This window comes from Inquilinus ginsengisoli, assembly GCF_050434925.1.
Taxonomy (GTDB): domain Bacteria; phylum Pseudomonadota; class Alphaproteobacteria; order DSM-16000; family Inquilinaceae; genus Inquilinus; species Inquilinus ginsengisoli_B.
On record NZ_JBNDJK010000001.1, the window covers coordinates 2459872 to 2482257 of the forward strand.

Here is a 22386-nt window from a genome sequence, read left to right on the forward strand (position 1 = left end):
CGGGAGGCTTCCATGACCCAGAATTTCACCGGCCGCACCGTGATCGTGACCGGCGCCGCCCACGGCTTCGGCCGGGCCATCGCCGCCGCCTTCGCCGGGCATGGCGCGCGGATCTGGGCCTGCGACGTGCTGGCGGAGGAGCTGGCCGAGACCGCTCGGCTGATCGGGCCGGAGGGGGCGGTGCGCGCCGTCGACGTCACCGACCGCGATGCCGTGCAGGCGCTGGTGGCGGAGGCCGAGGCGGCTTCAGGCGCCGTGGACGTGCTGGTCAACAACGCCGGCGGCGTGCTCGGCCAGGTCGGCCGGCCGATCGAGGAGATCGGGCCGGACGCCTGGCAGGCGATCTTCGACGTCAACCTCTCCGGCGCGTTCTGGTGCGCCCAGGCGGTGGCGCCCGGCATGAAACGCAAGGGCGGCGGCCGCATCGTCAACATCTCCAGCGGCGCCGGGCTCGGCATCAGCCTGACCGGGATCCAGGCCTATGCCAGCGCCAAGGCCGGGCAGATCGGCCTGACCCGGCAGCTGGCGCATGAGCTGGGGCCCTGGGGCATCACCGTGAACAACGTCGCGCCCGGCTTCGTCCGCTCCAACCCGACGACCGAGCGGCAATGGGAGGCGATGGGCGAGGCGGGGCAGGCCCGGCTGATGAACGCGATCGCGCTGCGCCGCCTCGGCACGGTCGACGACATCGCCAATGCCGTGCTGTTCTTCGCCTCCGATTCGGCCGGCTGGATCAGCGGCCAGGTGCTGAGCGTGGACGGAGGCAAATGAGCGCGATCGAAACCCTGCTGCTGGACCGGTTCGAACGTCATGTCGACGAGCTGAAGCAGTACTGCGCGATTCCGAGCGTCAGCACTGATCCCGCCTACAAGCCGGACGTCGATCGGGCGGCCCGCTTCGTCGCCGACCGCATGGCCCGGGCCGGGCTGGAGCAGGTCGAGATCCTGCCGACCGAGGGCCATCCGGCGGTCGTGGCGGAATGGTGCCACGCCCCGGGCGCGCCGACCGTGCTTATCTACGGCCACTACGACGTGCAGCCGCCCGATCCGGTGGAGCTGTGGACCTCGCCGCCCTTCGCGCCCGAGATCCGCGACGGCCGCCTCTACGCCCGCGGCGCCTCGGACGACAAGGGGCCGTCGCTGATCCCGATCCTGGTGGCCGAGGCCTTCCTGGAGCGCGACGGCCGGCTGCCGGTCAACCTGAAGTTCATCTATGAGGGCGAGGAGGAGTGCGGCAGCGCCCATCTCGAGGCGCTGGTCGCGGCCGAGGCCAAGCGGCTGGCCGCCGACGTGGTGCTGTCGGCCGACGGGGCGATGTGGCGGCCCGACCTGCCGACCGTCACCGTCGCCAGCCGCGGCATGCTGGCGCTGGAGCTGGAGCTGCACGGCGCCGGCAAGGACCTGCATTCCGGCCGGCATGGCGGCAGCGCGCCCAATCCGCTGCCGGCCCTGGCCCGGCTGCTGGCGACGCTGCATGACGAGGCCGGCGAGGTCGCGGTCGAGGGATTCCACGACGGCATCACCCCGCCGGACCCGAAGCTGATCGAGGCGATCCAGGCCTCCGGCTTCGACCCCCAGGGCTATTTCGCCGCGATCGGCGCGGCGGCGCCGCAGCCGATGCCCACGGCCGAGGAACTGCTGGTCCGGCAATGGCTGAAGCCGACCTTGGAGCTGAACGGCATCACCGGCGGCTATGGCGGGCCCGGCACCAAGACCGTGATCCCGGCCAAGGCCGGCGCCAAGATCTCCTGCCGCCTGGTCGCCGGCCAGGACCCGGAGCGGGTCTTCGCCGCGATCGAGGCGCATCTGCGCCGGCACGCCCCGGCCGGCTGCCGCCTGGAGATCCACCGCCACGGCCCGGGCTCGCCGGCCTTCGCCATCCCGGCCGACCATCCGGTGCTGGCGTTGACCGAAGCGGTGCTGGGCGAGCTGTTCGGCCAGCCGCCGCTGCGGGTGGCGATGGGCGCGACCATCCCGATCGGCGCCGTGTTCCGCCGCGTGCTGGGCATCGAGACGGTGTTCTTCAGCTTCTCGACCGCCGACGAGGACTACCACTCGCCGAACGAGTTCTTCCGGCTGGAGCGGTTCCGCGACGGCCTGGTCGGCTGGGCCCGGCTGCTGCCGCGCCTGGCCGGGCACAGCCCGGGCTGACCGCCGGCAGCGTCCCGCGACGCCGGCTGTACAAAGCCATGCCGTTTGCCTCACAACGCCCTCGGAGCAGTCGAACAGGGGCGCACGACATGGCACGTCAGGACAGCGCCGATGCCGCCGGCGGCACGCGCGACCGCATCAAGGCGGTCGCCGCGGAGCTCTATGTCCTGCGCGGGCATGAGGGCTTCAGCTTCGGCGACATCGCCGCCGCGATCGGGACCACGCGCGCCAACATTCACCATCACTTCGGCAGCAAGCAGCAGCTGATGCGGGAGCTGATCGAGGACATCGCCGCGAACGCCGAATCCCGCATCGAACGCTACTGGCGGGCGGGAACCGCGACCTTCGCAGAGCGGCTGGCGATGCAGCTGGATGATCTGCGCCGTTATTACGACCGCTTCAACCGGGGCGACCGGGACCGCAATGTCTGGAGCCCGCTGTCGCGGCTGCGCCACGACCTTCCGACGCTCGGCGACGAGGCGGTGGCCGCGCTCGAGCGCGTCAACCGGACCTACGACCTCTGCCTTCGTCACGCGGTCGGGGAGGCGGCGAAAGCGGGCCAGCTGCGGCCGGGCACCGATGTCGAGGACGTCGTCCGGGTGCTGCGCGTCACCTTGCTGTCCTGCCCGCCGATGACCCAGGATTCCGGCCGGTTCGAGGAGATCGAGTTGCTGTTCGGGGCGCTCGGCCGCCTGATCAGCGTGGCCTAAGAGCCGCAGAGCTGATCATCGAGACCCGTTGACGCTGCTTTCGCCGCGATGTACTTACTTACACGTAAGTCAGTGTTGCGCCAATGAGAGAGCGCGGCCATCGAGGGAGGCGGGCAGGGAATGCGGGACGAGCGCTTCACGCAATTCGAGCTTCGGCCGTTCACCGGCGCGCTGGGGGCGGAGATCATCGGCGTCGATCTGCGGACGACGCCCGAGGATACCTTCGCCGAGGTGCTGCGCGCCCTGCACGAATACCATGTGTTGGCGGTGCGCGATCAGGACCTCGTTCCCGCCACGCTGCAGCAGGTCGCCCGTCGCTTCGGGCCGTTCAGCGGCAATCCCGTGCACACCCCGATGGACGGGTTCGAGGATATCGTCCGCTTCGTGCGCGAGCGCGACGACACCGGCAAGGTGATCGGCGAGGACTGGCACATGGACCTGGCCTGGCTGGCCAAGCCGCCCGGGTTGACCATGCTGTATGGCGAGGAGGTGCCGCCGGTCGGCGGCGACACCTGCTTCACCAGCCTGGAGAAGGCCTACCAGTCGCTGTCGCCGCGACTGGTCTCGATCCTCGAAGGCCTGACCGGCATTCACAGCGGGCGCGGCGTGTTCGCGATCAACGCGATGCAGAAGCGGCTCGGCGTCACCGCGGATGTCGCGGCGATCGAGAATGCGGCGGTCGAGCACCCGGTGATCTGCGCCCATCCGGTGACCGGGCGGCGCTATGTCTTCGTCAGCAGCGTCCTGACCCATTTCAAGGGCATGACGGAGGAGGAGAGCAAGCCGCTGATCGACTTCCTGCTGGCCAGGGCGACGCGGCCGGAGTTCCACTGCCGCCTGCGCTGGGCGCCGCGCACGCTGGGCATGTGGAACAACCCCTTCGTGCTGCACACCGCGATCAACGACTATCCGGGCTATCGCCGGGTGATGTATCGCACCACCGTCGAAGGCCGCGTGCCGCTCGCCGCGGCGGCCTGAAGGCCCGCCCTCGAACACCGCCGCCGTCCAGGGCCAGGGCAGGCGGCGTCCCCGACGACGAACGGCCCGGGAGGCGGAATGCAAGCACGCTGGAAGGGTCTGCGACAGGGGCTGGCGGGGGCGCTGCCGCTGGTCGCGCCCGTGCACGTCCTGGTTCTGGGCGTCATCGTGATTCCGTCGATCTTTGTGCTCTGGCTCAGCTTCCAGGCCTCCAGCTTCGGCCAGGCGGCGAGCTTCGTCGGCTTCGACAACTATCTCCGCGTGCTCGGCGACCCCTATTTCTGGCGGTCGCTGCTCAACACCGTCGCCGTGGTGGCGGTGGCGGTGCATCTCGAGCTGCTGCTCGGCCTCGGCATCGCCCTGCTGTTCGCCAGCGGCCTGCCGGCGCGGCGCGTGCTGCTGGTAATCGTGCTGGCGCCCTACGCGATCAGCGAGGTGACGGCGGCGGCGATGTGGCGTTTCCTGTTCGACCCCGATGTCGGCCCGGTGACCAACGCGCTGCTGGATCTCGGCCTGCCGACGCTGGACTGGACCTTCGTGCCGTCGCACGGGCTGGTCCTGGTCGGGCTGTTGACCATCTGGCTGCACCTGCCCTTCACCTTCGTCATCCTCTACGCCGCCCGGCTGGCGATCCCGAAGGATTTGTACGAGGCCGGGCGGGCGGACGGCGCCTCGCCGCTGCAGCTGTTCCGGAACGTCACCCTGCCGCTGCTGGCGCCGGCGATCCTGATCGCCATGCTGTTCCGCTACATCTTCGCCTTCCGGCTGTTCTCCGAGATCTGGCTGCTGACCCAGGGTGGGCCGGCGCGGACCACGGAGGTGGTGGCCGTCTACCTCTATCTCGAGGCGTTCCGCTACAACTCCTTCGGCACCGCCGCCGCCACCGCCTGGATCATGGTCGTGGTCTCGCTGCTGCTGGCCACCGCCTATATCCTGCGGCTGCGCAAGGGCATGGCGGCCGATGCGCGCTGACCACCGCCTCCTGGTCAAGGCCGGCAAGGCCGTCGCCGTCGCCGCGGTGGTCGCCTGGTCGATCGTGCCGATCGCCTTCATCGTGCTGTCGTCGTTCAAGCCGGGGCGCGACATCTTCGCGGTGCCGCCGAAGCTGCTGTTCGAGCCGACGCTGCTGCATTACCAGCATCTCTGGCAGCGCTGGGGCAGCTTCTTCGACGGGCTGGTCAACAGCCTGATCGTCACCGCCGGCTCCGCCGTGCTGGCCGTCGCCGTCAGCGCGCTCGCCGGCTATGCCTATTCGCGGCACCGCGGCCGCTTTCTCGCCGGCTCGGTCTATCTCCTGATCGGCGTGCGGCTGATCCCGCCGATCGTGGTCACCCTGCCGCTGTTCCCGATCGTCAACCTGCTCGGGCTGAACGACACTCATCTCGTCCTGATCCTGCTGTACACGACCTTCTTCGTGTCGCTTGGCACGATCCTGATGCGCACCTTCATCGACCAGGTCCCGCGTGAGCTGGACGAGGCGGCGATCATCGACGGGGCAAGCCGGCTCACCGTGCTGCGCCGGATCGTCCTGCCGCTGGCGGCGCCGGGCATGCTGGCGGTCGCCGTCTTCGTCGTGGTGTTCGCCTGGAACGAGTTCCTGTTCGCCTTCATCTTCACCGCCACCCGCGCCAAGACCGCGCCCTTCGTGCTGTCGGAGATGATCAGCTCGGTCGACGGCGTCGACTGGGGCGTGCTGTTCGCCGCGGCCTCGATCCAGCTGCTGCCGGTGCTGCTGTTCGTGATCGCCATGAACCGGTTCCTGGTCGCCGGCCTCACCGCCGGCGCGACCAAGGGATGAACAAAAGGGGAGGAAAACCATGACGACGCAACTGACGAGGCGAAGCCTGCTCGCCGGCACCGTGGCCGGCGCCGCGGCCATGACGCTGGGCCGGACCGCCTTGGCCCAGGCCAAGACGCTGAACGTGCTGTCGCATCTGGTGCATCAGAACGTGCTGACCAAGGGCGCCGCCGGCGACGTCATCGCCCCCTGGCGCCAGTCGGCGGGGGCGGAGATCGCCTGGACCACCCTCGACAGCAACCCGCTGCAGGACCGGCTGTTCCGCGAGGCGAGCCTGGCCGAGACCGGCTTCAATGTCGGCTACCTCATCGACAACCGGATGACGCCGCAGATCGTCGGGCTGTTCGAGCCGCTCGACAGCTACCAGGCGTCCGACCCGATCGAGGACATCGACGACATCGCCCCCGGCCTGCGCCGCGCCGTGACCGTCGACGGCAAGCTGGCCGGCATCCCGGTGCGGCACGCCACCCAGGCCCTGTTCTACAACGAGGCGCTGCTGCAGGAGGCCGGCTTCAGCGCCCCGCCGGCGACGCTGGAGGAACTGGTCGAGCAGGCGAAGAAGCTGACCTTCACCTCCGCCGCCGGAAACCGGGTGGTCGGGATGATCCTGGCCAGCGACCTCGCGGTGTTCCCGGTGATGTTCGCCCGCGCCTTCGGCGGCGACTTCATCAGCACCGACCGCAAGCTCCTGCCCGACCCGGCGGCGATGGAGAAGGGGCTGGCGGTGCTGGCCGATCTGTTCCAGGCGGGCGCGCTGCCGCGCAGCTACGCCAACACCCGCAACGACGACATGGTGACCTGGCTGCAGCAGGGCCGCGCTGCCTTCGGCGTGCTGCCCTTCGCCCGCTTCGCCCAGCTCAATAACCCCGAGCAGTCCTCGGTCCCGGGCAAGATCAAGGCGGTGGCGTTCCCCGGCTCGGCGACGCTGCCGGCCGGCACCGGCATGGCGGCGGTGGTCGAATCCTGGGCCATGGCGATCCCGGCGAACTCGACCGACAAGGCGCTGTCCTGGAGCTTCATCAAGGCAGTCTCCAGCAAGGCGGTGACGCTCGGGGCGGCGCGCAACGGCAACGGCCCGGTCCGCGTCTCGACCTATGCCGACCCGGATTTCGCCGCGGCCCAGCCGCTGGCCAAGATCGAATCGGCCGTCCTGGCCAAGGCCCGCCCGGCCTTCCCGGCCTTCCCCGAGGCGGTGCGCGCCCAGGCGACCTTCCTCGAGGAGGTCCAGCTGGCAGTCCTCGGCCGCAAATCGCCCCAGGAGGCGGTGGCGGCGATCCAGGAACGCGTCGCCCCGCTGCTGCCGGCCTGATCGCGGTTCGGATTCGGCCAGGGTCAGGCAGTGAAGGCGGAGACAGAGTGCATCTCCGCCTTCGAACCTTGCACGGCCGTTGAAGCACCTTGGGCGTCGGTACGGATATCCTGCATCAGCGATGGCGGAAGTGGCAGCGCTCGCTCCCGCCTCCGCGGTTGCATCTGTAGTGCAAAAGGTCAGATCTGAAACAAGTTTGTAAATCTGCCGCGCCTACGTTCGCTGGGACCCGCATTTCCTCTCATGCGCGGTCAGGCATATGGCGGCACCTCGACCAGCGTTCCGATCAGGCGCAGCAACGCCTGCTGCTCCGGCCCGCTGCCGCTGCGCAGGAACTCACCCAGCTCGATATGGGACAGGCGGCCCCCAGAAGGGGCATTGGGCTGATGGATGATGAAGGCATGACCATCGGTCGGCTCGCGTCCGAGAAACCACGCGTCACCGCTCGCGCTGCGATAGAGTTCCCGCCGCTCTGTCATAGGGGTTCCTGTCGTTTGGTAGGGATATAGGTCGCGTCGCCGAGCAGGACACAGAGCGCGTCCTTGCCCTTCACCCGCTTGCCGCCCTCGATGTTGCCGGAAATGTGGGTAAAGGAACACATGCGAACGAAAAAGGCGGAGAACCGGGACCGGTCTCTCCGCCTTGCAAGCCCTTGTCCCGTCGCGGAAATCCGCAGGGGCGCTCGGGAAATTCGATGGTAGCTGGGGAGGGATTTGAACCCCCGACCAAGGGATTATGATTCCCCTGCTCTACCACTGAGCTACCCAGCCATCGGGGCCGAGCGTATACGCGCCCGCCGCCGCCGCTGTCAAGCCGCCCCGACGACCCCGTATCATGGTCACATCGGCTTGCGGCGGCAGCGGCGCTTCCGCTACCTAGACATATGACCGCGATGCCCCCCTCCGTCCGCTGGTTGGCCGCCGCCTTCGTGCTGAGCGCCGCCGTCGTCGCGCCGGCCCTCGCTCAGGAGGCCGCGCCCCCCCCCGCCTCGCCCATAGGTGCTCCGCCTCTGGCGGCGCCGGCGCCGCTGCCGGACGATCTGCGGATCGCGCCGCAGGCGCAGAGCTTCACCCTCGGCAACGGGCTGCAGTTCATCGTCATCCCGGCGGGCACCGCCCCGGTGGTGACGCAGATGGTGTGGTATCGCGTCGGCGCCGCCGACGAGCCGCCGGGCCAGTCCGGCAACGCCCATTTCCTGGAACACCTGATGTTCCACGGCACCACCTCGCACCCGCAGGGCTACTCGCAGGAGCTGGCGGCGATCGGCGGGGTCGAGAACGCTTTCACCACCGCCGACTACACCGCCTACTACCAGTCCGTGGCCAAGCAGAACCTGCCGCTGGTGATGCGCTACGAGGCCGACCGGATGCAGAACCTCGTGCTCGAGGAGAAGCGGGTCAATGCCGAGCGCGACGTGGTGCTGGAGGAGCGGCGGATGCGGATCGAGAACGAGCCGTCGTCCCGCCTCGGCGAGGCGATGAACGCCGTGCTCTACCTCAACCACCCCTACCGCGCGCCGGTGATCGGCTGGCCGTCGGAGATCGAGGCGCTGAACCGCGACACCGCGTTGGCCTTCTACGACCGCTTCTACACGCCGAACAACGCCACGGTGGTGATCGCCGGCGATGTCGACCCCGCCGCGGTGAAGGCGCAGGCCGAGGAGATCTACGGGCCGGTCAAGCGCCGGGCCGAGCCGCCGCCGCGGGTGCGGCCGCAGGAGCCGCAGCCGCCGGCGCCGCGCCGGCTGGACCTGACCGACGCCCGCGCCGGCCAGCCCTATCTGCGCCGCAACTACCTGGCCCCGTCGGTGGTCACCGCGGCGCCGGGCGAGGCCGCGGCGCTGCAGGTCCTGGCGGCGGTGCTGTCGGGTGAGACCGGCCGGCTGTACCGTGCCCTGGTGACCGAGCAAGGCAAGGCGGCCATGGCCGGCGCCGGCTACGACCCGGACGCGCTCGATTACAGCCCCTTCGCCGTCTACGCCGTGCCGCGCGGCGACGTGGCCCTGCCGGATCTCGAGGCGGCGATGGATGCCGTTCTGGCCGGCGTGCGCGACGAGGCGGTGCCGGAGGAGGAGCTGGCGCGGGCCAAGCGCCGCCTGCTGGCCGGTGCGATCTACGGCCAGGACGATCCCGGGGCGCTGGCCCGGGTCTTCGGCGAAGCGGCGGCGCTGGGCCGCAGCGTCGCCGACGTGCAGGGCTGGCCCGGCCGCATCGCCGCGGTCAAGGCCGCGGATGTGCAGCAGGCGGCGCGGACCTACCTGCAGCCGCCGCGCTCCGTCACCGGGCTCCTGACCCGGCCGGCGGATGCGACCCAGGCCAAGCAGCCCTGACCGCGCGAGGATGACACCGATGAACGCGATGCTTTCCCCGTTGCGTGCCGCCCTGACCGGCCTGCTGCTCGCCGCCGCCACGCTGCCCGCCGCCGCGACCACGATCGACCGCGTGGTCAGCCCCGGCGGGATCGAGGCCTGGCTGGTCGAGGACCACACCGTGCCGGCCGTCACCGTCTCCTTCGCCTTCGACGGCGGCGCCGCCCAGGACCCGGACGGCAAGGCCGGCTCGGCCTCGCTGCTCAGCGAGATGCTGACCGAAGGGGCGGGCCCTTACGACGCCCCCGGCTTCAAGACTGCCCTGGCCGACCGCTCGATCCAGCTCAGCTTCTCTGCGTCGCAGGACTACAACGGCGGCCGGCTGAAGACGCTGACCACCGAGCGCGACGCCGCCTTCGAGCTGCTGCGCCTGGCCCTGGCCGAGCCGAAGCTGGCGCAGGGCGACTTCGACCGGATCAAGGCCGGCCGGATGGCCGAGCTGAACTTCCAGGAGAACGACCCCGGCACCATCGCCGACGACCGCTGGTCCGTCGCCGCCTTCCCCGGCCATCCCTACGGCCGGCCGTCGATCGGCACCAAGGACAGCGTCGCCGCGATCGGCACCGCCGACCTGCAAGACCTGCGCCGCCGCCTGTTCGCGCGCGACGGGCTGCGCCTGGCGGTGGTCGGCGACATCGACGCCGCCACGCTCGGGCCCGCTCTGGACCGCGTCTTCGGCGGCCTGCCGGCCCAGGGCGACCGGACGCCGGTGCCGGAGATCGAGATCGCCGCCAAGGGCACCGAGACGGTGCCGATGGCGGTGTCGCAGGCGTCGATCCAGCTCGGCGTCCCGGCGCCGCGGCGCGACGATCCGGACTATTTCCCGGCGATCGTGATGAACCACATCCTCGGCGGCTCGACCTTCACCTCGCGGCTGTACCGCGCGGTGCGCGAGCAGCGCGGCCTGGCCTATTCGGTCGACAGCGACACCATCCAGCTCAAGCATGCCGGGCTGCTGCTGATCACCGCCGGCACCCGGGTGGACAAGGCGGGGGAAAGCCTGTCGGTGATCCGGGACGAGATGGCGCGGCTGGCGACGGACGGCCCGACCGAGCAGGAGGTGGCCGAGGCGAAGAGCTACCTGATCGGCAGCTACCCGCTGGGCTTTGCCTCGCATGACAGCTTGGCGTCCTATGTGCTGTCGCTGCAGCTGGCCGGCCGCGGCCGGGATTTCATCGACAAGTATCCCGGCCTGATCGAGGCGGTGACGCCAGCCCAGGTGAAGGCGGTGGCCGCCCGGGTGCTGCAGGTCAAGGACCCGACCGCGGTGGTGGCGGGCACGCCGGCCAGCTAGGCCGGTCGGAGCTTCGCCCGCGCCCGGCCGGGCAGGGTCATGGCGGCGACGCCGATCACCACCAGCACCAGGCCGTACAGCGCGGTCGGGGCCAGGGGCTCGCCCAGGAAGACCACTCCGATCGCCACCCCGATCGGCACCCGCAGATAGGCCTGCGCCATGGTGGCGACCGAGCCGAGCGAGGCGATCAGCCGGAAGTAGAGCACGAAGGCCAGGGCAGTCGAGACCACGGCCAGCCCGGCCAGAGCGCCGAGCGAGCTGGCGGAGGGCGCCAGAGCCCAGGGCCGGTCCAGCACCAGGCTCAGCGGGATCAGCATGGCTGCGCCGGACAGCATCGACCCGGCGGCCGGCACCATCGGGTCCAGCCCCTTGAAGTTGCGGCCGAAGATGGCGGCGACGCCGTAGCACACGGTGGCGGCGACGATCGCCAGCTGCGGCAGCAGCTCCTGCCCGGCGCCGGACAGGGCGTCGAGGCCGATCACCAGCACGATCCCGGCGACCCCGGCAGCAATGCCGAACATCTTGCGGCTGGTCACCGCCTCATGCCGGGTCACCGCCCAGGTGAACAGGAAGGTGAAGATCGGCGAGGTCGAGTTCAGGATCGCCGCCAGCCCGGCATCGACCCGGGTCTCGGCCCAGGCGATCAGCACGAAGGGGATGGTGCTGTTGACCAGCGCCTGGACCGCGAACATCCGCCAGGTTTGCCCGTCCATCGGCATGCGGATGCCGCGCAGCCGCAGCACCAGCAGCAGGATGGCGCCGGCGATCACGGTGCGCGCCGCGATCAGCGTCACCGGCGGGATGGTGGCGACGCCGAGCTTGATGAAGCTGTAGGAGGCACCCCAGAGGGTGGCGAGCAGCACCAGCAGCAGATAGTCGGTGACCGGCGGGCGCTCGGCGGCGGGTGCGGACATGGGGGCCTCCTCGTTTGGTGGCCCGACCATGCCTCGTGCGCGGGCGCCTGTCGCGCGCGGACGCTGCGGTTTCCATCGAAGTGTCAGAGAGGATGAGGCTCGGCTATCCCCCATCTGTCATGCCCGGGCTTGACCCGGGCATCCAGAGGCTGTCGACATCTTCTGGATTGCCGGGTCAAGCCCAGCAATGACAGGAAAACGAAGGCGGAGGAACGGAGGCTTTGCTGTCCCTCAATCGTCCAGCAGCGCCGCCAGCTTCATGCCGACGGTCAGGGAGCCATTGGCTTTGATCTTGCCGGTCATGTAGGCCATGGTCGGGCTCAGCGACCCGTCGATCATCCGCCGCAGCGTCTCCGCCTTCATGGCCAGGGTCACATCGGCCGGGGCGTCGCCGATCGACACCGCGGGGGCCGGTCCGGTCCCGTCCAGCACGATGAAGCCGTCGGCGCCGAGGTCGAACTTGACCCGGGCGTCGAGCGCGGGGCCGCCGGCAGCGCGGCCGCGCACGGCTTCGGCGAGGGCGTCGAGCGACATGGGCAAAGTGTCCTTTCTGTCCGCGAATCGGTGAGGTCAGGCGGCGGCGCGCTCGGCCCGGGCGATGAAGCCGCCGCCGAGCACGCGGTCGCCGTCATAAAGCACGGCGGCCTGTCCCGGCGCCACCCCGTGCTGCGGCGCGTGCAGCTCCAGCACCGCCGCATCCGGGCCGGTCAGCCGCACCGTCGCCGGCACCGGCGACTGGGCGGAGCGCAGCTTGGCCTCGACCAGTCGGCCGTCCGGTCCGGGCGCGGCGTCCAGCCAGTTCAGCTCGGTCAGGGCGACGCTGTGCCGGGCCAGTGCCGACCAGGGGCCGACGATCACGCGCTTCGCCTCGGGGTCGAGCCGGACGACGTAGAGCGGCTCGTCATTCGACTTGCGGCCGCCGATGCCCAGGCCCTTCCGCTGGCCGATGGTGTAGTGGACGATGCCCTGGTGCCGGCCCAGCACGGTGCCATCGAGATGCACGATTTCGCCGGGGCCGACAGCGCCGGGGCGCAGCCGCGCCACCACCTCGCCGTAGCGGCCCTCGGGCACGAAGCAGATGTCCTGGCTGTCCGGCTTGTCGGCGACGACCAGGCCCAGCCGCACGGCCTCGGCCCGGGTCTCGGCCTTGCTGCTGCCGCCCAGCGGGAAGCGCAGGAAGCCCAGCTGCTCCGCCGTGGTGGCGAACAGGAAGTAGCTCTGGTCCTTGCCGGCATCGATGGCACGGTGCAGCTCCGGCCCCTGCGGCCCCTGGACCCGGCGGACATAGTGGCCGGTGGCCAGGCAGTCGGCCCCGAGATCCCGCGCGAAGTCCATCAGGTCGCGGAACTTGACCTTCTGATTGCAGCGGATGCAGGGGATCGGCGTCTCGCCGCGCAGGTAGCTGTCGGCGAAATCCTCCATCACCGCCTGGCCGAAGCGGCTCTCGTAATCCAGCACGTAGTGCGGGAAGCCGATGCGGTCGGCCACGGTGCGGGCGTCATAGATATCGGCCCCGGCGCAGCAGGCGCCTTTCTTCTGGATGGCGACGCCGTGGTCGTACAGCTGCAGCGTGATGCCGACCACGTCATAGCCCTGCTCGGCAAGCTGGGCCGCGACGACGGAGCTGTCCACGCCGCCGGACATGGCGACCACGACGCGCGTCGCGGCAGAGGGCTTGTCGAAACCGAGTGAGTTCATGGCGGGTTGAATATAGGGATGGATCGGCGCGGAGAAAACCGACGGATGATCCGGTCGGCCATGTTGCCCTGTTGTCGGACATAACGAGGGGTGCGTACACTCCTGGGAAAGCGAGGAGGGAACCCCGGAATGTTTCGCCCCAACCGGTTGAAGGAACGGCTGCGCCGCGGCGACCAGCTGTTCGGCGCCTGGGTCGGCAGCGGCTCGCCCACGGTGGCGGAGATCATGGCCCATGCCGGCTACGATTTCGTCATCCTGGACACCGAGCACGGGCCCGGCGGCATCGACGACACCATCGGCCTGCTGCGTGCGGTGCAGGCGTCCGACACCCCGGCGGTGGTGCGGGTGCCGGCGCATGACCCGGTCTGGCTGAAGCGGGTGCTGGATGCCGGCGCCGACAGCCTGATGGTCCCGATGATCGAGAGCGCGGCCGAGGCCGAGGCGCTGGTCCGCGCCTGCCGCTACCCGCCCGCCGGCCGCCGCGGCTATGCCGCCGGCGCGGTGCGCGCCTCGACCTACGGCTTCGAGCCGGACTACATGCGCAAGGCCAACGACAACCTGCTGCTGCTGGCCCAGATCGAATCCAAGGACGCGGTGCCCGAGGCCGCGGCGATCGCCAAGGTCGACGGCATCGACATGGTGTTCATCGGCGTCAACGACCTCGGTGGGTCGATCGGCCTGCTGGAGCAGTTGCACGACCCGCGCGTGCAGGATCTGGTGAAGCAGATCGAGGATGCGGTGCGGCCGACCGGCACGCCGCTCGGCACCGTGCCCAGTTCCGCCTCCACCTGGGCCGAGCTGTTCGACCGCGGCTACCGCATGGTCACCGGCGGCGGCGACGTGCCCTATCTGCGCCAGGCGGCTTCGGACTCCGTGGCCGCCTACAAGGCCTACCGCGAGGGCGCGGGGAAGGGGACCAAGGGCGGCGGCTACTGACCGCCGCCACACGCTGAACCGGCGCCAAGACCGGGGCCTACCACACCATCACCGAACAGAAGGGGGAAACCATGCTCAAGACCGTGATTGCGGCCCTCGCCGGCGTCGCACTGGCTGCCGTGGCAGCGCCCGCCGCCCAGGCCGAATGGCCGGAGCGGCCGATCACCTACATCGTGCCCTGGGCAGCTGGCGGCGGCACCGACGCCGTCTCCCGCATCCTCGCCTCGTTCCTGGAGAAGGAGCTGGGGCAGCCGGTCAATGTCGTGAACCGCACCGGCGGCAGCGGCGTGGTCGGCCACACCGCGATCGCGACCGCGGCGGCCGACGGCTACACCATCGGCACGCTGACGGTCGAGATCAACATGATGCACTGGCAGGGGCTGACCGACCTGACCTGGGAGAGCTACACGCCGCTGGCCCTGGTCAATGCCGATCCGGCGGCGATCGAGGTGGCGGCCGACTCCCCGCATGGCGACATCAAGGCGCTGCTGGAGGCGATCAAGGCCAACCCCGGCAAGTTCAAGGCCTCCGGCACCGGGCAGGGCGGCATCTGGCACCTGGCGCTGGCCGGCATGCTGCGCGACGCCGGGCTCGATCCCGTGGCGGTGACCTGGGTGCCCAGCCAGGGCGCGGCGCCGGGGCTGCAGGACCTCGTCGCCGGTGGCGTCGAGCTGACCCCGGTGTCGCTGCCGGAGGCCCGGTCGCTGATCGACGCCGGCAAGGTCAAGGCGCTGGCGATCATGGATACGGAGCCGAGCACCCTCTACCCGGACGTGCCGACGCTGAAAAGCGCGACCGGCAGCGGCTGGACCATGGGCGCCTGGCGCGGCGTCGGCGGGCCCAAGGGCATGCCGGAGGACGTGACCAGGAAGCTGACCGAGACCATCGGCAAGATCGTCCAGAGCGCCGAGTATCAGGACATGATCAAGTCGCGCGGCTTTGGCACCAAGGTCGCGCTGGGCGGCGAGTTCGCGACCTATATGAAGGCCTCGAACGACGCGCTCGGCGAGGTCATGAAGGCCACCGGCCTGGCCAAGTAACGGGCCGGTCCGGTGCGCTTCAACGACGCGATCTTCGGTGCCGTCCTGCTGCTGGCCGGCATCGCCGTCGCCTGGGCCGCGGCAGGGCATCCGCCGATGCCCGGCCAGGCCTTCGGGGCGGGGTCGTTCCCGCTCGTCATCGGCGTGGCGCTGGCGGTCACTGCCCTGCCGCTGATCCTGTCCGGGCTGCGCCAACGCAGCCCAGCGCTGGGCCTCAGCGACTGGGCGCGCTCGCCGCGGTCCTGGCGCGATCTGGCTCTGACCCTGGCGGCGCCGGCCGTCTACATCCTGGTGTCGGACCTGATCGGCTTCGTGCCGACCGCCTTCGCCATACTGCTGGTGCTGGCGGCCACTCTTGGCGCCCGGCTGGTGACCGCGACGGTGTTCGCCGCCGTGCTGGCGGTCGGTCTCTATCTCGGCTTCGCCCGGGGGCTGCGCGTGCCGCTGCCCCGCGGCTGGCTCGGCCTGCTCCTGGGGTGATGCGATGACCGATCTGCTGCTGGCCCTCGAGCTGGTCTTCGACCCCTATGTCCTGGCCGTGATCGCCGGCTCGGCCGTCTACGGCATGCTGGTCGGCGCCATTCCGGGGCTGACCGCGACGATGGCGACCGCGCTCTTGGTGCCGGTCACCTTCTTCATGCCGCCGATCCCGGCGGTGGCGGCGATCGTCACCGCCACCGCGATGGCGATCTTCTCCGGCGACATCCCGGGCTGCCTGCTGCGCATGCCCGGCACCCCAGCCTCGGCCGCCTACACCGACGAGGCCTACGCCATGACCCGCAAGGGGCAGGCGGAGACGGCGCTCGGCGCCGGGCTGTTCTTCTCGGCGCTCGGCGGGCTGTTCGGCACGGCGGTGCTGATCGTGGCGGCCCCCGCCCTGGCCGATTTCGCGCTGAACTTCAGCTCCTACGAGTATTTCTGGCTGGTCCTGCTGGGCCTGTCCTGCGCCGTCTTCATCTCCGGCGCCCAGGTGACCAAGGGCATCGCGGCGCTGATGGTCGGCCTGCTCATCTCCTGCGTCGGGCTGCAGAACCCGGCCGGCGTGCCGCGCTTCACCTTCGGCAGCGTCGACCTGATGGGCGGCATCAACGCCATCAACGTCATGGTCGGTCTGTTCGCCGTGTCCGAGGTGATGCGTGGCGTCCTGACCATCCGCCAGCCGGTCGAGGTGGCGCGCCGGCCCTCGGGTAACGTGCTGGCCGGCCAGCTGAAGCTGCTGTTCACCTATCCGAAGAGCTTTCTGCGCGGCAGCGTGCTCGGCACCGTCATCGGCATCCTGCCGGGCGCCGGGGCCGACATTGCCGCCTGGATGTCCTACGCCGTGTCCAAGCGCTTCTCGAAGACGCCGGAGAGGTTCGGCACCGGCCATGTCGAGGGCATCATCGAAAGCGGCTCGGCCAACAACTCCGCCCTGGCCGGCGCCTGGGTGCCGGCGCTGGTGTTCGGCATCCCCGGCGATTCGATCACCGCGATCGCCATCGGGGTGCTGTACCTCAAGGGGCTGAACCCCGGGCCGACCCTGTTCATCGAGCAGGCGCCACAGATGTACGCCATCTTCCTGATCTTCATCCTGGCGAACATCGTGATGATCCCGCTCGGCCTCGCCACCATCCGGGCGGCGCGGCAGATCCTGCTGCTGCCGCGCAGCCTGCTGAGCCCGCTGATCCTGATGTTCTGCATCGTCGGCGCCTTCGCAATCGAGAACTCGCTGCTCGGCGTGCTGGTGATCCTGGTGTTCGGCGTGATCGGCTTCGTGATGGAGGAGAACGGCTTCCCGGTGGCGCCGCTGATCCTAGGCCTGATCCTCGGGCCGATGCTCGAGGACCATTTCTTCACCTCGATGATCAAGGCCGACGGCAACATGCTGGTGTTCTTCGAGCGGCCGATTGCCGGCGTGCTCGGCGGGCTGGCGGTGGTGATCTGGGCGCTGGTGCTGCTGGCCGGGCTCCGTCGGGCCCTTACTTCAGCGCCCCAGCCGTCAGCCCGCTGACGATCCGGCGCTGCAGCAGGGCGAAGACGATCAGGATCGGCGTCACATAGATCGCGGCATAGGTCATGATCCCACCCCAGTCATTGGTGTTCGGGCCCATGAAGGAGGACAGGCCGACCGTCGCGGTCTGGAGGTTCTCCGCCGCGATCAGCGAGCGGGAATAGACGTACTCGCCGAAGGACTGCAGGAAGATCAGCACCGACACCACCAGGATGCCGTTGCGGGCGAGGGGGATCATGATGCGGAGGAAGGCGCCGATGCGCGAGGCGCCGTCCACCCGCGCCGCATCCTCGAGCTCGCGCGGCACCTGCAGGAAGGTCGACCGGCACAGCACGATATAGAGCGGCAGCACCTTGGCGGTCTGGGCCAGCACCACGGCCGCGCGGGGCGTTTCCAGGAGGCCGATCTGGCTGAAGGCGACGAAGATCGGCGTCACCATCAGCGACGGCGGCAGCACCTGCAGCATCAGCACCAGGAACAGCGCCACCGCGGTCCAGGCGTTGCGATGGCGCGACAGGGCATAGGCGGCGCCGGTGCCGATCAGCGTCGCCAGCACTGTGGTGCCGACCGCTATCAACAGCGAGTTCCACAGGTACCGGTCCATCGCATGCTCGGCGAAGATCCGGCCGAACTGCCATTGCGGGTCGGTGGGCCAGAAGCTCGGCGGGAAGGCGAAGATTTCGCTGCTGGACTTCAGCGCCGTGACATACATCCAGTACAGCGGGAACAGGTAGATCGCGGCGAAGACCAGGGCGAAGCCCAGCAGGATGAAGGGCTTGGCCGGCTTCATGCCGCGTGCTCCCGCTCGGTCGAGCGGACATAGAGCGCCGCGACCAGGATCACCAGCGCGATCATCAGCACGGCGACGACGCTGCCGGCCGAGATCTCGTAGGTCTCGAACGACATCTGCCAGGACCAGTACTGGGCGACGTTCGACGCGTTGGCCGGGCCACCTTTGGTCAGGGCCGCGATCAGGTCGAACTGCTGCATCGTGAAGATGATGCCGAGCGAGACCACGGCGCCGAGGGTCGACCGCATCATCGGCAGGGTGATGTGCAGGAAGCGCCGGAAGGCCCGGGCGCCATCGATCTCGGCCGCCTCGTACAGGTCGCGCGGAATCGCCGCGAGGCCGACCGACAGCAGGATCATGTTGAACGGGATGCCCAGCCAGATATTGGCGATGATCACCGCAAACAGGGCGAAATCGGGGTCCGACAGCCAGAAGATCTTGCCATCGGTGAGGTGCAGGCTGGTCAGGGCGTAGTTCAGCACCCCGAAATCGCCGGCCAGGATCCATTTCCAGATCCCGCCGACCACCAGCGCCGGCATGATCCAGCCGGCCAGGAACACGCCGCGGATATAGGTCGCGCCGGGGAAGGGCTGCTGGAAGAACAGCGCAAGGCCGAAGCCGATGCTCAGCTGGAAGGTGATCGACAGCACCACGAAGATCACCGTGTTCTTCAGGATCTGCAGCGCCTCCGGCCGCGAGAACACGTCGCGGTAGTTGTCGAGCCCGGCGAAGGGCCGGTCAAAGGACGCCAGCGAGAACAGGTCGACCTGCTGCAGCGACATCACCAGCGTGTAGATCAGCGGGAAGGCGGCGAAGACCAGCAGATAGCCGACCGCGCACAGCACCAGGGTGACGTCGAACCCGCTGCCGTCCCGCAGCGTGCGGATCAGGGGGATGCGGGTGAGGGTGGAGCGGCGGGTGCGGGTGCGTCCAATATTCACCCCCTCCCCCTGCGGGAGGGGGTGGGGGGAGGGGGCTGTCGCCGCTCGAGCCGGACGAGAATTCACCGAACGGTCGGTCATCGATTGGCGGATCTGGGCATTCGTCATCGACACCCCCTCCCCCTGCCCCCTCCCGCGAGGGGAGGGGGAGTTTGAATGATCAAGCCGTGCCCGGCTCGCCTCACTTCTTCAGCACGCGGTCGATCGTGGCCTGGGCGGTCGCGAGCGCGGTCTTGGCGTCGCTCTGATGCGTCAGGGCCGACTGGATCGCGGTCTGGATCGCCTTCGAGATCTTCGGCCACTCCGGGTTCGGGCCGCGCGGCCGGGCATACTGCATCTGCTCGGTGAACACGGCATAGGCCTTCGGCCATTGCGGCGAATCGGCCTTGGCGTTCTGGACCGGCGGCAGCAGGCCGAACTCGTTCCAGATCCGGTGGTTCTGCGAGTAGAAATACTCCAGCAGCATGAACGCCTCCTTCGGGTGCTTGGAGGTCTTGAAGATCACGTTGTTGAAGTCGCCGAGGGCCGAGGCGCGCGGACTGCCTTCCTTCTCGACCGGGAACAGCGCGACGCGATAGTCGAACTTCGCCTGTTTCGCCATGTCCGGCAGTTCCCATGGGCCGGAGATGACCATGGCGGCGCTGCCGGTGTTGAAGGTGCCGGCGGAGTCATGCTGGCCGCGGATCAGCGTGTCGGGCGAGGCCAGCTTTTCGTCCAGCAGCTTCTGCCAGAACTCCAGCGCCCTAACCGCGCCGTCCGACCCGACGCTGTCGTAATCGGCGCCGGCGCTCTGGATGAAGGGCAGGAACTGGAAGGTGCCCTCTTCCGTGCCGATGGCGGAGAAGGCGAGGCCGTACACGTTCTTGGCCGGGTCGGTCAGCTTCTTCGACGCCTGGTACAGCTCGTCCCAGGTCTGCGGCGGCTTGTCCGGATCGAGCCCGGCAGCCTTGAACATGTCGGCGTTGTAGTAGAGGGCGAGGGTGTTGGAGGCGCGCGGGATGGCGAACAGTTTGCCGTCCCAGGTCGAGGAGTTGCGCGGGCCGGGATAGAAGGCATCGGCCTTGATTACCTGCGACTGCTCGACATAGGGCGACAGGTCCAGCAGCACGTCGCGCGCCGCGAACATCGCCGTCTCGGGGTTGTCGATGCCGATCACGTCTGGCGCCGAACCGGCCGCATAGGCGCGCATGGCGTCGTTGACCACGTCGGCGAAGTTGACGTGCTTGATGTTGACCGTGATGTCGGGGTGCTGGGCCGCGAACTCCTTGGCCAGCACATAGGTGAACTCGCCCTCGTCGTCATGGGTCCAGACCTCCAGCGTCGCCGGCTCGGCCCGGGCGAGGGTGGCGGAGGCCAGAAGGGCAGCGGTTCCCAACAGCAATCGCAAGGTCCTGGACATGAGCTTCCTCCACTGTGTTGATTGTTCTATTGCGGATTGGCGACGAACTCCCCGCCGCGGCAGCGCTGCAGGTAGCGCAGGCCCTCGACCTGGCCGGTCATCTCGAGGTCGTCGCGGTAGACCGGGTCGTGCCAGCCTTCGATGTCGATCGCGCCGCGGAAGCCGCCCAGCCGCAGCTCGGTGATCACCCGGGTCCAGTCGGTGTCGCCGAAGCCGGGGGTGCGGTGGAAGGCGAAGGGCACCTTGCCATGGACGCCGTGCTCCTTGACCACGTCCCAGCGGACGGTGGCGTCCTTGCCGTGGACGTGGAAGATCTTCGGCGCCCAGCGCCGGATCTGCGGCACCGGGTCGATCAGGTAGTACAGCTGGTGGCACGGCTCCCATTCCAGGCCGAGATTGTCGTCCGGCAGGGCGTCGAACATCAGCTCCCAGGCCGCCGGATTGTGGGCGATGTTCCAGTCGCCGGATTTCCAGCTGCCCTCCATCGGGCAGTTCTCGAAGGCCAGGCGCACGCCCTTGTCGGCGGCGCGCTTGGCCAGCCGGCCGAAGACTTCCTTGAACCGCGGCAGGCTCTCCTCCAGCGGCCGGCCGCGCACCCGGCCGGTGAAGCCGGCGACGATGTCGGTGCCGAACAGATGGGCGTTGTCGATCAGCGCCTCCCACCCGGCCAGGGTCTCGCGGTCCTGTGCCTGGTCCTCCAGCGGGTTGCCGAACATGCCGAGCGCGCCGACGGTGACGCCGCTGTCGCCGATCGCCTCGCGGATCTGGCCGGCCAGGCGGGGGATGTCCTTGCCGCCCAGCGTCTGCCAGAAGAACGGCTCGATGCTCTCGAAGCCATGGGCGATGATCTGGCGGACATAGCCGGCCGGGTCGTCGCCATTGGCCTTCACCATCGTGCCGATGCGGATGTCCTGGTGCCCGGTCCGGGCAGGCTTGGTACCGGTCATGATTCCTCGATCGTCTGGATGGCCACGCGGCGGCCCCGGCGCGCGCTGTCGATCGCGGCGAAGACCATGGCGAGGCTGTGGAAGTTCTGGTGGCCGACCGTCTCGGGCTCGGTGCCCGTGCGGATGGCACCAACGAAATCGCGCATGACGCCGAGATGCCCGCCGGTCCGGTCGGCCGGGTCCGCCGGCGGCATTTCGAGGATAGCGGGCTCGAAGAACAGGCCGTCGCGCCGGTCGGTCGCGACCTCGGCGCGGAACGCCTCGGCCCCGTCCCAGCTCAGGCTGCCCTTGGTGCCGGTCAGGCGCCAGGCGCTCTCCCAGCTGGTGCGCAGCCCTTCGGCGCACCAGCTGCCGCGATAGGTCAGGACCGCGCCGCCCTCCAGTTCGAAGATGGCGTTCGCACTCGCGCCATGGGCGTACCAGGACCCGGCCGGGTTGCTCTCATGGCAGTACACGGCGAGGGGGCGGCGGCCGGCGACATGGCGGGCGGCATCGAAGGTGTGGATCGCCATGTCCAGCAGCAGCACGTGCTGCATCTCCTCGCGGAAGCCGCCGAAATGCGGCCCGATGAAGAAGTCGCAATGCACGCCGGTCAGCTCGCCGATCAGGCCGCTCTCGACCGCCCGTCGCAGGCGCCGGATGCCGGGGATGTAGCGCCGGTTCTGCACGATCGCATGCAGCCGCCCGGCTGCCTTGGCTGCCGCCACCAACTCGCGTGCGGCCTCCAGGCTGTCGGCCATCGGCTTTTCGCTCAGCACGTGGCAGCCGCGGGCGAAAGCGGCCAGCACCACCTCGCGGCGGGCGTCCGGCACGACCACGTCGAACAGGATGTCGGGCTTCAACCGGTCCAGCAGGGCCGGCACATCGGTGCCGATCTCGGCATCGGCCAGACCGAACTCCTCGGCGCGGCCGCGGGCCCGTTCGGGGTCGAGATCGGCCAGGCCGACCATCTCCAGCCCCTCGATCTGGCGGGCGGCTTCGAGCCAGGCCCGGCTCATGGCACCGCATCCGGCAAGGACGGCTCGCACTTCGATCTCGCTCCCTCGGCTCGGCGGATTGTTCGATTGTGTCGCCGTAAACGTTTACGATATTGATATCGGACGCCTCGGCCTGTCAATCCGCTT

General features: G+C 69.5%; 22 protein-coding genes and 1 tRNA gene. 13 read left to right on the forward strand and 10 right to left on the reverse strand.

Annotated elements, in window-relative coordinates:
- Window positions 1-12: 12 nt before the first annotated feature.
- From QFZ27_RS11695 to QFZ27_RS11725, 7 genes are all read left to right on the forward strand, one after another.
- Window positions 13-771 (forward strand): SDR family NAD(P)-dependent oxidoreductase, encoded by a 759-nt coding sequence (locus tag QFZ27_RS11695; RefSeq protein ID WP_429226545.1) that lies wholly within the window; start codon window positions 13-15, stop codon window positions 769-771.
- Window positions 768-2150, forward strand: coding sequence for a dipeptidase (locus tag QFZ27_RS11700; RefSeq protein WP_429226546.1), 1383 nt, complete (start codon window positions 768-770; stop codon window positions 2148-2150). The genes QFZ27_RS11695 and QFZ27_RS11700 overlap by 4 nt, the downstream gene beginning before the upstream one ends.
- Before the next feature lie 89 nt (window positions 2151-2239).
- Window positions 2240-2860: a TetR/AcrR family transcriptional regulator gene (locus tag QFZ27_RS11705; protein WP_429226547.1), complete on the forward strand. Its 621-nt coding sequence runs from the start codon at window positions 2240-2242 to the stop codon at window positions 2858-2860.
- A gap of 120 nt (window positions 2861-2980) precedes the next feature.
- The gene (locus QFZ27_RS11710; RefSeq protein ID WP_429226548.1) at window positions 2981-3838 is read left to right on the forward strand and encodes a TauD/TfdA dioxygenase family protein; all 858 of its coding nucleotides are present in this window, start codon (window positions 2981-2983) and stop codon (window positions 3836-3838) included.
- A 78-nt stretch (window positions 3839-3916) separates the two neighbouring features.
- Window positions 3917-4810, forward strand: coding sequence for a carbohydrate ABC transporter permease (locus QFZ27_RS11715; RefSeq protein ID WP_429226549.1), 894 nt, complete (start codon window positions 3917-3919; stop codon window positions 4808-4810).
- Window positions 4800-5636, forward strand: coding sequence for a carbohydrate ABC transporter permease (locus QFZ27_RS11720; protein WP_429226550.1), 837 nt, complete (start codon window positions 4800-4802; stop codon window positions 5634-5636). Before QFZ27_RS11715 ends, QFZ27_RS11720 begins: the two co-directional genes overlap by 11 nt.
- Window positions 5637-5655: 19 nt before the next feature.
- Entirely contained in the window at window positions 5656-6945 is a 1290-nt protein-coding gene (locus QFZ27_RS11725) for an ABC transporter substrate-binding protein (protein ID WP_429226551.1), read from the forward strand.
- Window positions 6946-7196: 251 nt separating this feature from the next.
- Here the strand turns inward: QFZ27_RS11725 and QFZ27_RS11730 are convergent, their stop codons facing one another.
- Window positions 7197-7424: a hypothetical protein gene (locus tag QFZ27_RS11730; RefSeq protein WP_429226552.1), complete on the reverse strand. Its 228-nt coding sequence runs from the start codon at window positions 7422-7424 to the stop codon at window positions 7197-7199.
- A 216-nt stretch (window positions 7425-7640) separates the two neighbouring features.
- A tRNA-Met gene (locus QFZ27_RS11735) sits at window positions 7641-7715 on the reverse strand.
- A 122-nt stretch (window positions 7716-7837) separates the two neighbouring features.
- Here QFZ27_RS11735 and QFZ27_RS11740 point away from each other — a divergent pair.
- Both QFZ27_RS11740 and QFZ27_RS11745 read left to right on the forward strand, forming a co-directional pair.
- Entirely contained in the window at window positions 7838-9274 is a 1437-nt protein-coding gene (locus QFZ27_RS11740; protein WP_429226553.1) for a M16 family metallopeptidase, read from the forward strand.
- 19 nt (window positions 9275-9293) lie between these two features.
- Window positions 9294-10607, forward strand: a complete 1314-nt coding sequence (locus tag QFZ27_RS11745; protein ID WP_429226555.1) for a M16 family metallopeptidase — start codon at window positions 9294-9296, stop codon at window positions 10605-10607.
- Here QFZ27_RS11745 and QFZ27_RS11750 read toward each other — a convergent pair.
- The 3 genes from QFZ27_RS11750 to mnmA form a co-directional block, all read right to left on the reverse strand.
- Window positions 10604-11521, reverse strand: a complete 918-nt coding sequence (locus tag QFZ27_RS11750) for a DMT family transporter (protein WP_429226556.1) — start codon at window positions 11519-11521, stop codon at window positions 10604-10606. The genes QFZ27_RS11745 and QFZ27_RS11750 overlap by 4 nt on opposite strands.
- A 231-nt stretch (window positions 11522-11752) precedes the next feature.
- Complete coding sequence (locus QFZ27_RS11755; protein WP_429226557.1) at window positions 11753-12055, reverse strand: SCP2 sterol-binding domain-containing protein; 303 nt, start codon at window positions 12053-12055, stop codon at window positions 11753-11755.
- A 36-nt stretch (window positions 12056-12091) separates the two neighbouring features.
- Window positions 12092-13219 carry a tRNA 2-thiouridine(34) synthase MnmA gene (gene mnmA / locus QFZ27_RS11760; RefSeq protein WP_429226558.1) on the reverse strand — a complete coding sequence of 376 codons (1128 nt, stop codon included), beginning with the start codon at window positions 13217-13219 and terminating at the stop codon, window positions 12092-12094.
- A gap of 129 nt (window positions 13220-13348) precedes the next feature.
- Between mnmA and QFZ27_RS11765 the strand changes: the two genes are divergently transcribed.
- From QFZ27_RS11765 to QFZ27_RS11780, 4 genes are all read left to right on the forward strand, one after another.
- Window positions 13349-14155, forward strand: coding sequence for an HpcH/HpaI aldolase family protein (locus QFZ27_RS11765; RefSeq protein WP_429226559.1), 807 nt, complete (start codon window positions 13349-13351; stop codon window positions 14153-14155).
- Between the two features lie 71 nt (window positions 14156-14226).
- Complete coding sequence (locus QFZ27_RS11770; protein WP_429226560.1) at window positions 14227-15195, forward strand: tripartite tricarboxylate transporter substrate binding protein; 969 nt, start codon at window positions 14227-14229, stop codon at window positions 15193-15195.
- 12 nt (window positions 15196-15207) lie between these two features.
- On the forward strand, window positions 15208-15675 hold the full coding sequence (locus QFZ27_RS11775; RefSeq protein ID WP_429226561.1) for a tripartite tricarboxylate transporter TctB family protein: 468 nt from the start codon (window positions 15208-15210) through the stop codon (window positions 15673-15675).
- Between the two features lie 4 nt (window positions 15676-15679).
- Window positions 15680-17185 carry a tripartite tricarboxylate transporter permease gene (locus QFZ27_RS11780; RefSeq protein WP_429226562.1) on the forward strand — a complete coding sequence of 502 codons (1506 nt, stop codon included), beginning with the start codon at window positions 15680-15682 and terminating at the stop codon, window positions 17183-17185.
- Here the strand turns inward: QFZ27_RS11780 and QFZ27_RS11785 are convergent.
- From QFZ27_RS11785 to QFZ27_RS11805, 5 genes are all read right to left on the reverse strand, one after another.
- Window positions 17154-17975 carry a carbohydrate ABC transporter permease gene (locus tag QFZ27_RS11785; RefSeq protein ID WP_429226563.1) on the reverse strand — a complete coding sequence of 274 codons (822 nt, stop codon included), beginning with the start codon at window positions 17973-17975 and terminating at the stop codon, window positions 17154-17156. The two genes, QFZ27_RS11780 and QFZ27_RS11785, sit on opposite strands and share 32 nt — an antisense overlap.
- A complete protein-coding gene (locus QFZ27_RS11790; protein WP_429226565.1) occupies window positions 17972-18916 on the reverse strand; it encodes a carbohydrate ABC transporter permease in 945 nt (314 codons plus the stop codon). The genes QFZ27_RS11785 and QFZ27_RS11790 overlap by 4 nt, the downstream gene beginning before the upstream one ends.
- A 181-nt stretch (window positions 18917-19097) precedes the next feature.
- Window positions 19098-20315, reverse strand: a complete 1218-nt coding sequence (locus QFZ27_RS11795; protein ID WP_429226566.1) for an ABC transporter substrate-binding protein — start codon at window positions 20313-20315, stop codon at window positions 19098-19100.
- Between the two features lie 26 nt (window positions 20316-20341).
- A complete protein-coding gene (locus QFZ27_RS11800) occupies window positions 20342-21262 on the reverse strand; it encodes a sugar phosphate isomerase/epimerase family protein (protein ID WP_429226567.1) in 921 nt (306 codons plus the stop codon).
- Complete coding sequence (locus tag QFZ27_RS11805; RefSeq protein WP_429226568.1) at window positions 21259-22290, reverse strand: Gfo/Idh/MocA family protein; 1032 nt, start codon at window positions 22288-22290, stop codon at window positions 21259-21261. Before QFZ27_RS11805 ends, QFZ27_RS11800 begins: the two co-directional genes overlap by 4 nt.
- Window positions 22291-22386 lie beyond the last annotated feature (96 nt).

Coding starts and splice junctions, on each gene's coding strand:
- QFZ27_RS11745 (WP_429226555.1), top strand. CDS start 9,294: ATGAACGCGATGCTTTCCCCGTTGCGTGCCGCCCTGACCGGCCTGCTG.
- QFZ27_RS11765 (WP_429226559.1), top strand. CDS start 13,349: ATGTTTCGCCCCAACCGGTTGAAGGAACGGCTGCGCCGCGGCGACCAG.
- QFZ27_RS11695 (WP_429226545.1), top strand. CDS start 13: ATGACCCAGAATTTCACCGGCCGCACCGTGATCGTGACCGGCGCCGCC.
- QFZ27_RS11795 (WP_429226566.1), bottom strand. CDS start 20,315: ATGTCCAGGACCTTGCGATTGCTGTTGGGAACCGCTGCCCTTCTGGCC.
- QFZ27_RS11750 (WP_429226556.1), bottom strand. CDS start 11,521: ATGTCCGCACCCGCCGCCGAGCGCCCGCCGGTCACCGACTATCTGCTG.
- QFZ27_RS11800 (WP_429226567.1), bottom strand. CDS start 21,262: ATGACCGGTACCAAGCCTGCCCGGACCGGGCACCAGGACATCCGCATC.
- QFZ27_RS11725 (WP_429226551.1), top strand. CDS start 5,656: ATGACGACGCAACTGACGAGGCGAAGCCTGCTCGCCGGCACCGTGGCC.
- QFZ27_RS11720 (WP_429226550.1), top strand. CDS start 4,800: ATGCGCGCTGACCACCGCCTCCTGGTCAAGGCCGGCAAGGCCGTCGCC.
- QFZ27_RS11715 (WP_429226549.1), top strand. CDS start 3,917: ATGCAAGCACGCTGGAAGGGTCTGCGACAGGGGCTGGCGGGGGCGCTG.
- QFZ27_RS11705 (WP_429226547.1), top strand. CDS start 2,240: ATGGCACGTCAGGACAGCGCCGATGCCGCCGGCGGCACGCGCGACCGC.
- QFZ27_RS11755 (WP_429226557.1), bottom strand. CDS start 12,055: ATGTCGCTCGACGCCCTCGCCGAAGCCGTGCGCGGCCGCGCTGCCGGC.
- QFZ27_RS11785 (WP_429226563.1), bottom strand. CDS start 17,975: ATGAAGCCGGCCAAGCCCTTCATCCTGCTGGGCTTCGCCCTGGTCTTC.
- QFZ27_RS11780 (WP_429226562.1), top strand. CDS start 15,680: ATGACCGATCTGCTGCTGGCCCTCGAGCTGGTCTTCGACCCCTATGTC.
- QFZ27_RS11700 (WP_429226546.1), top strand. CDS start 768: ATGAGCGCGATCGAAACCCTGCTGCTGGACCGGTTCGAACGTCATGTC.
- mnmA (WP_429226558.1), bottom strand. CDS start 13,219: ATGAACTCACTCGGTTTCGACAAGCCCTCTGCCGCGACGCGCGTCGTG.
- QFZ27_RS11710 (WP_429226548.1), top strand. CDS start 2,981: ATGCGGGACGAGCGCTTCACGCAATTCGAGCTTCGGCCGTTCACCGGC.
- QFZ27_RS11740 (WP_429226553.1), top strand. CDS start 7,838: ATGCCCCCCTCCGTCCGCTGGTTGGCCGCCGCCTTCGTGCTGAGCGCC.
- QFZ27_RS11730 (WP_429226552.1), bottom strand. CDS start 7,424: ATGACAGAGCGGCGGGAACTCTATCGCAGCGCGAGCGGTGACGCGTGG.
- QFZ27_RS11770 (WP_429226560.1), top strand. CDS start 14,227: ATGCTCAAGACCGTGATTGCGGCCCTCGCCGGCGTCGCACTGGCTGCC.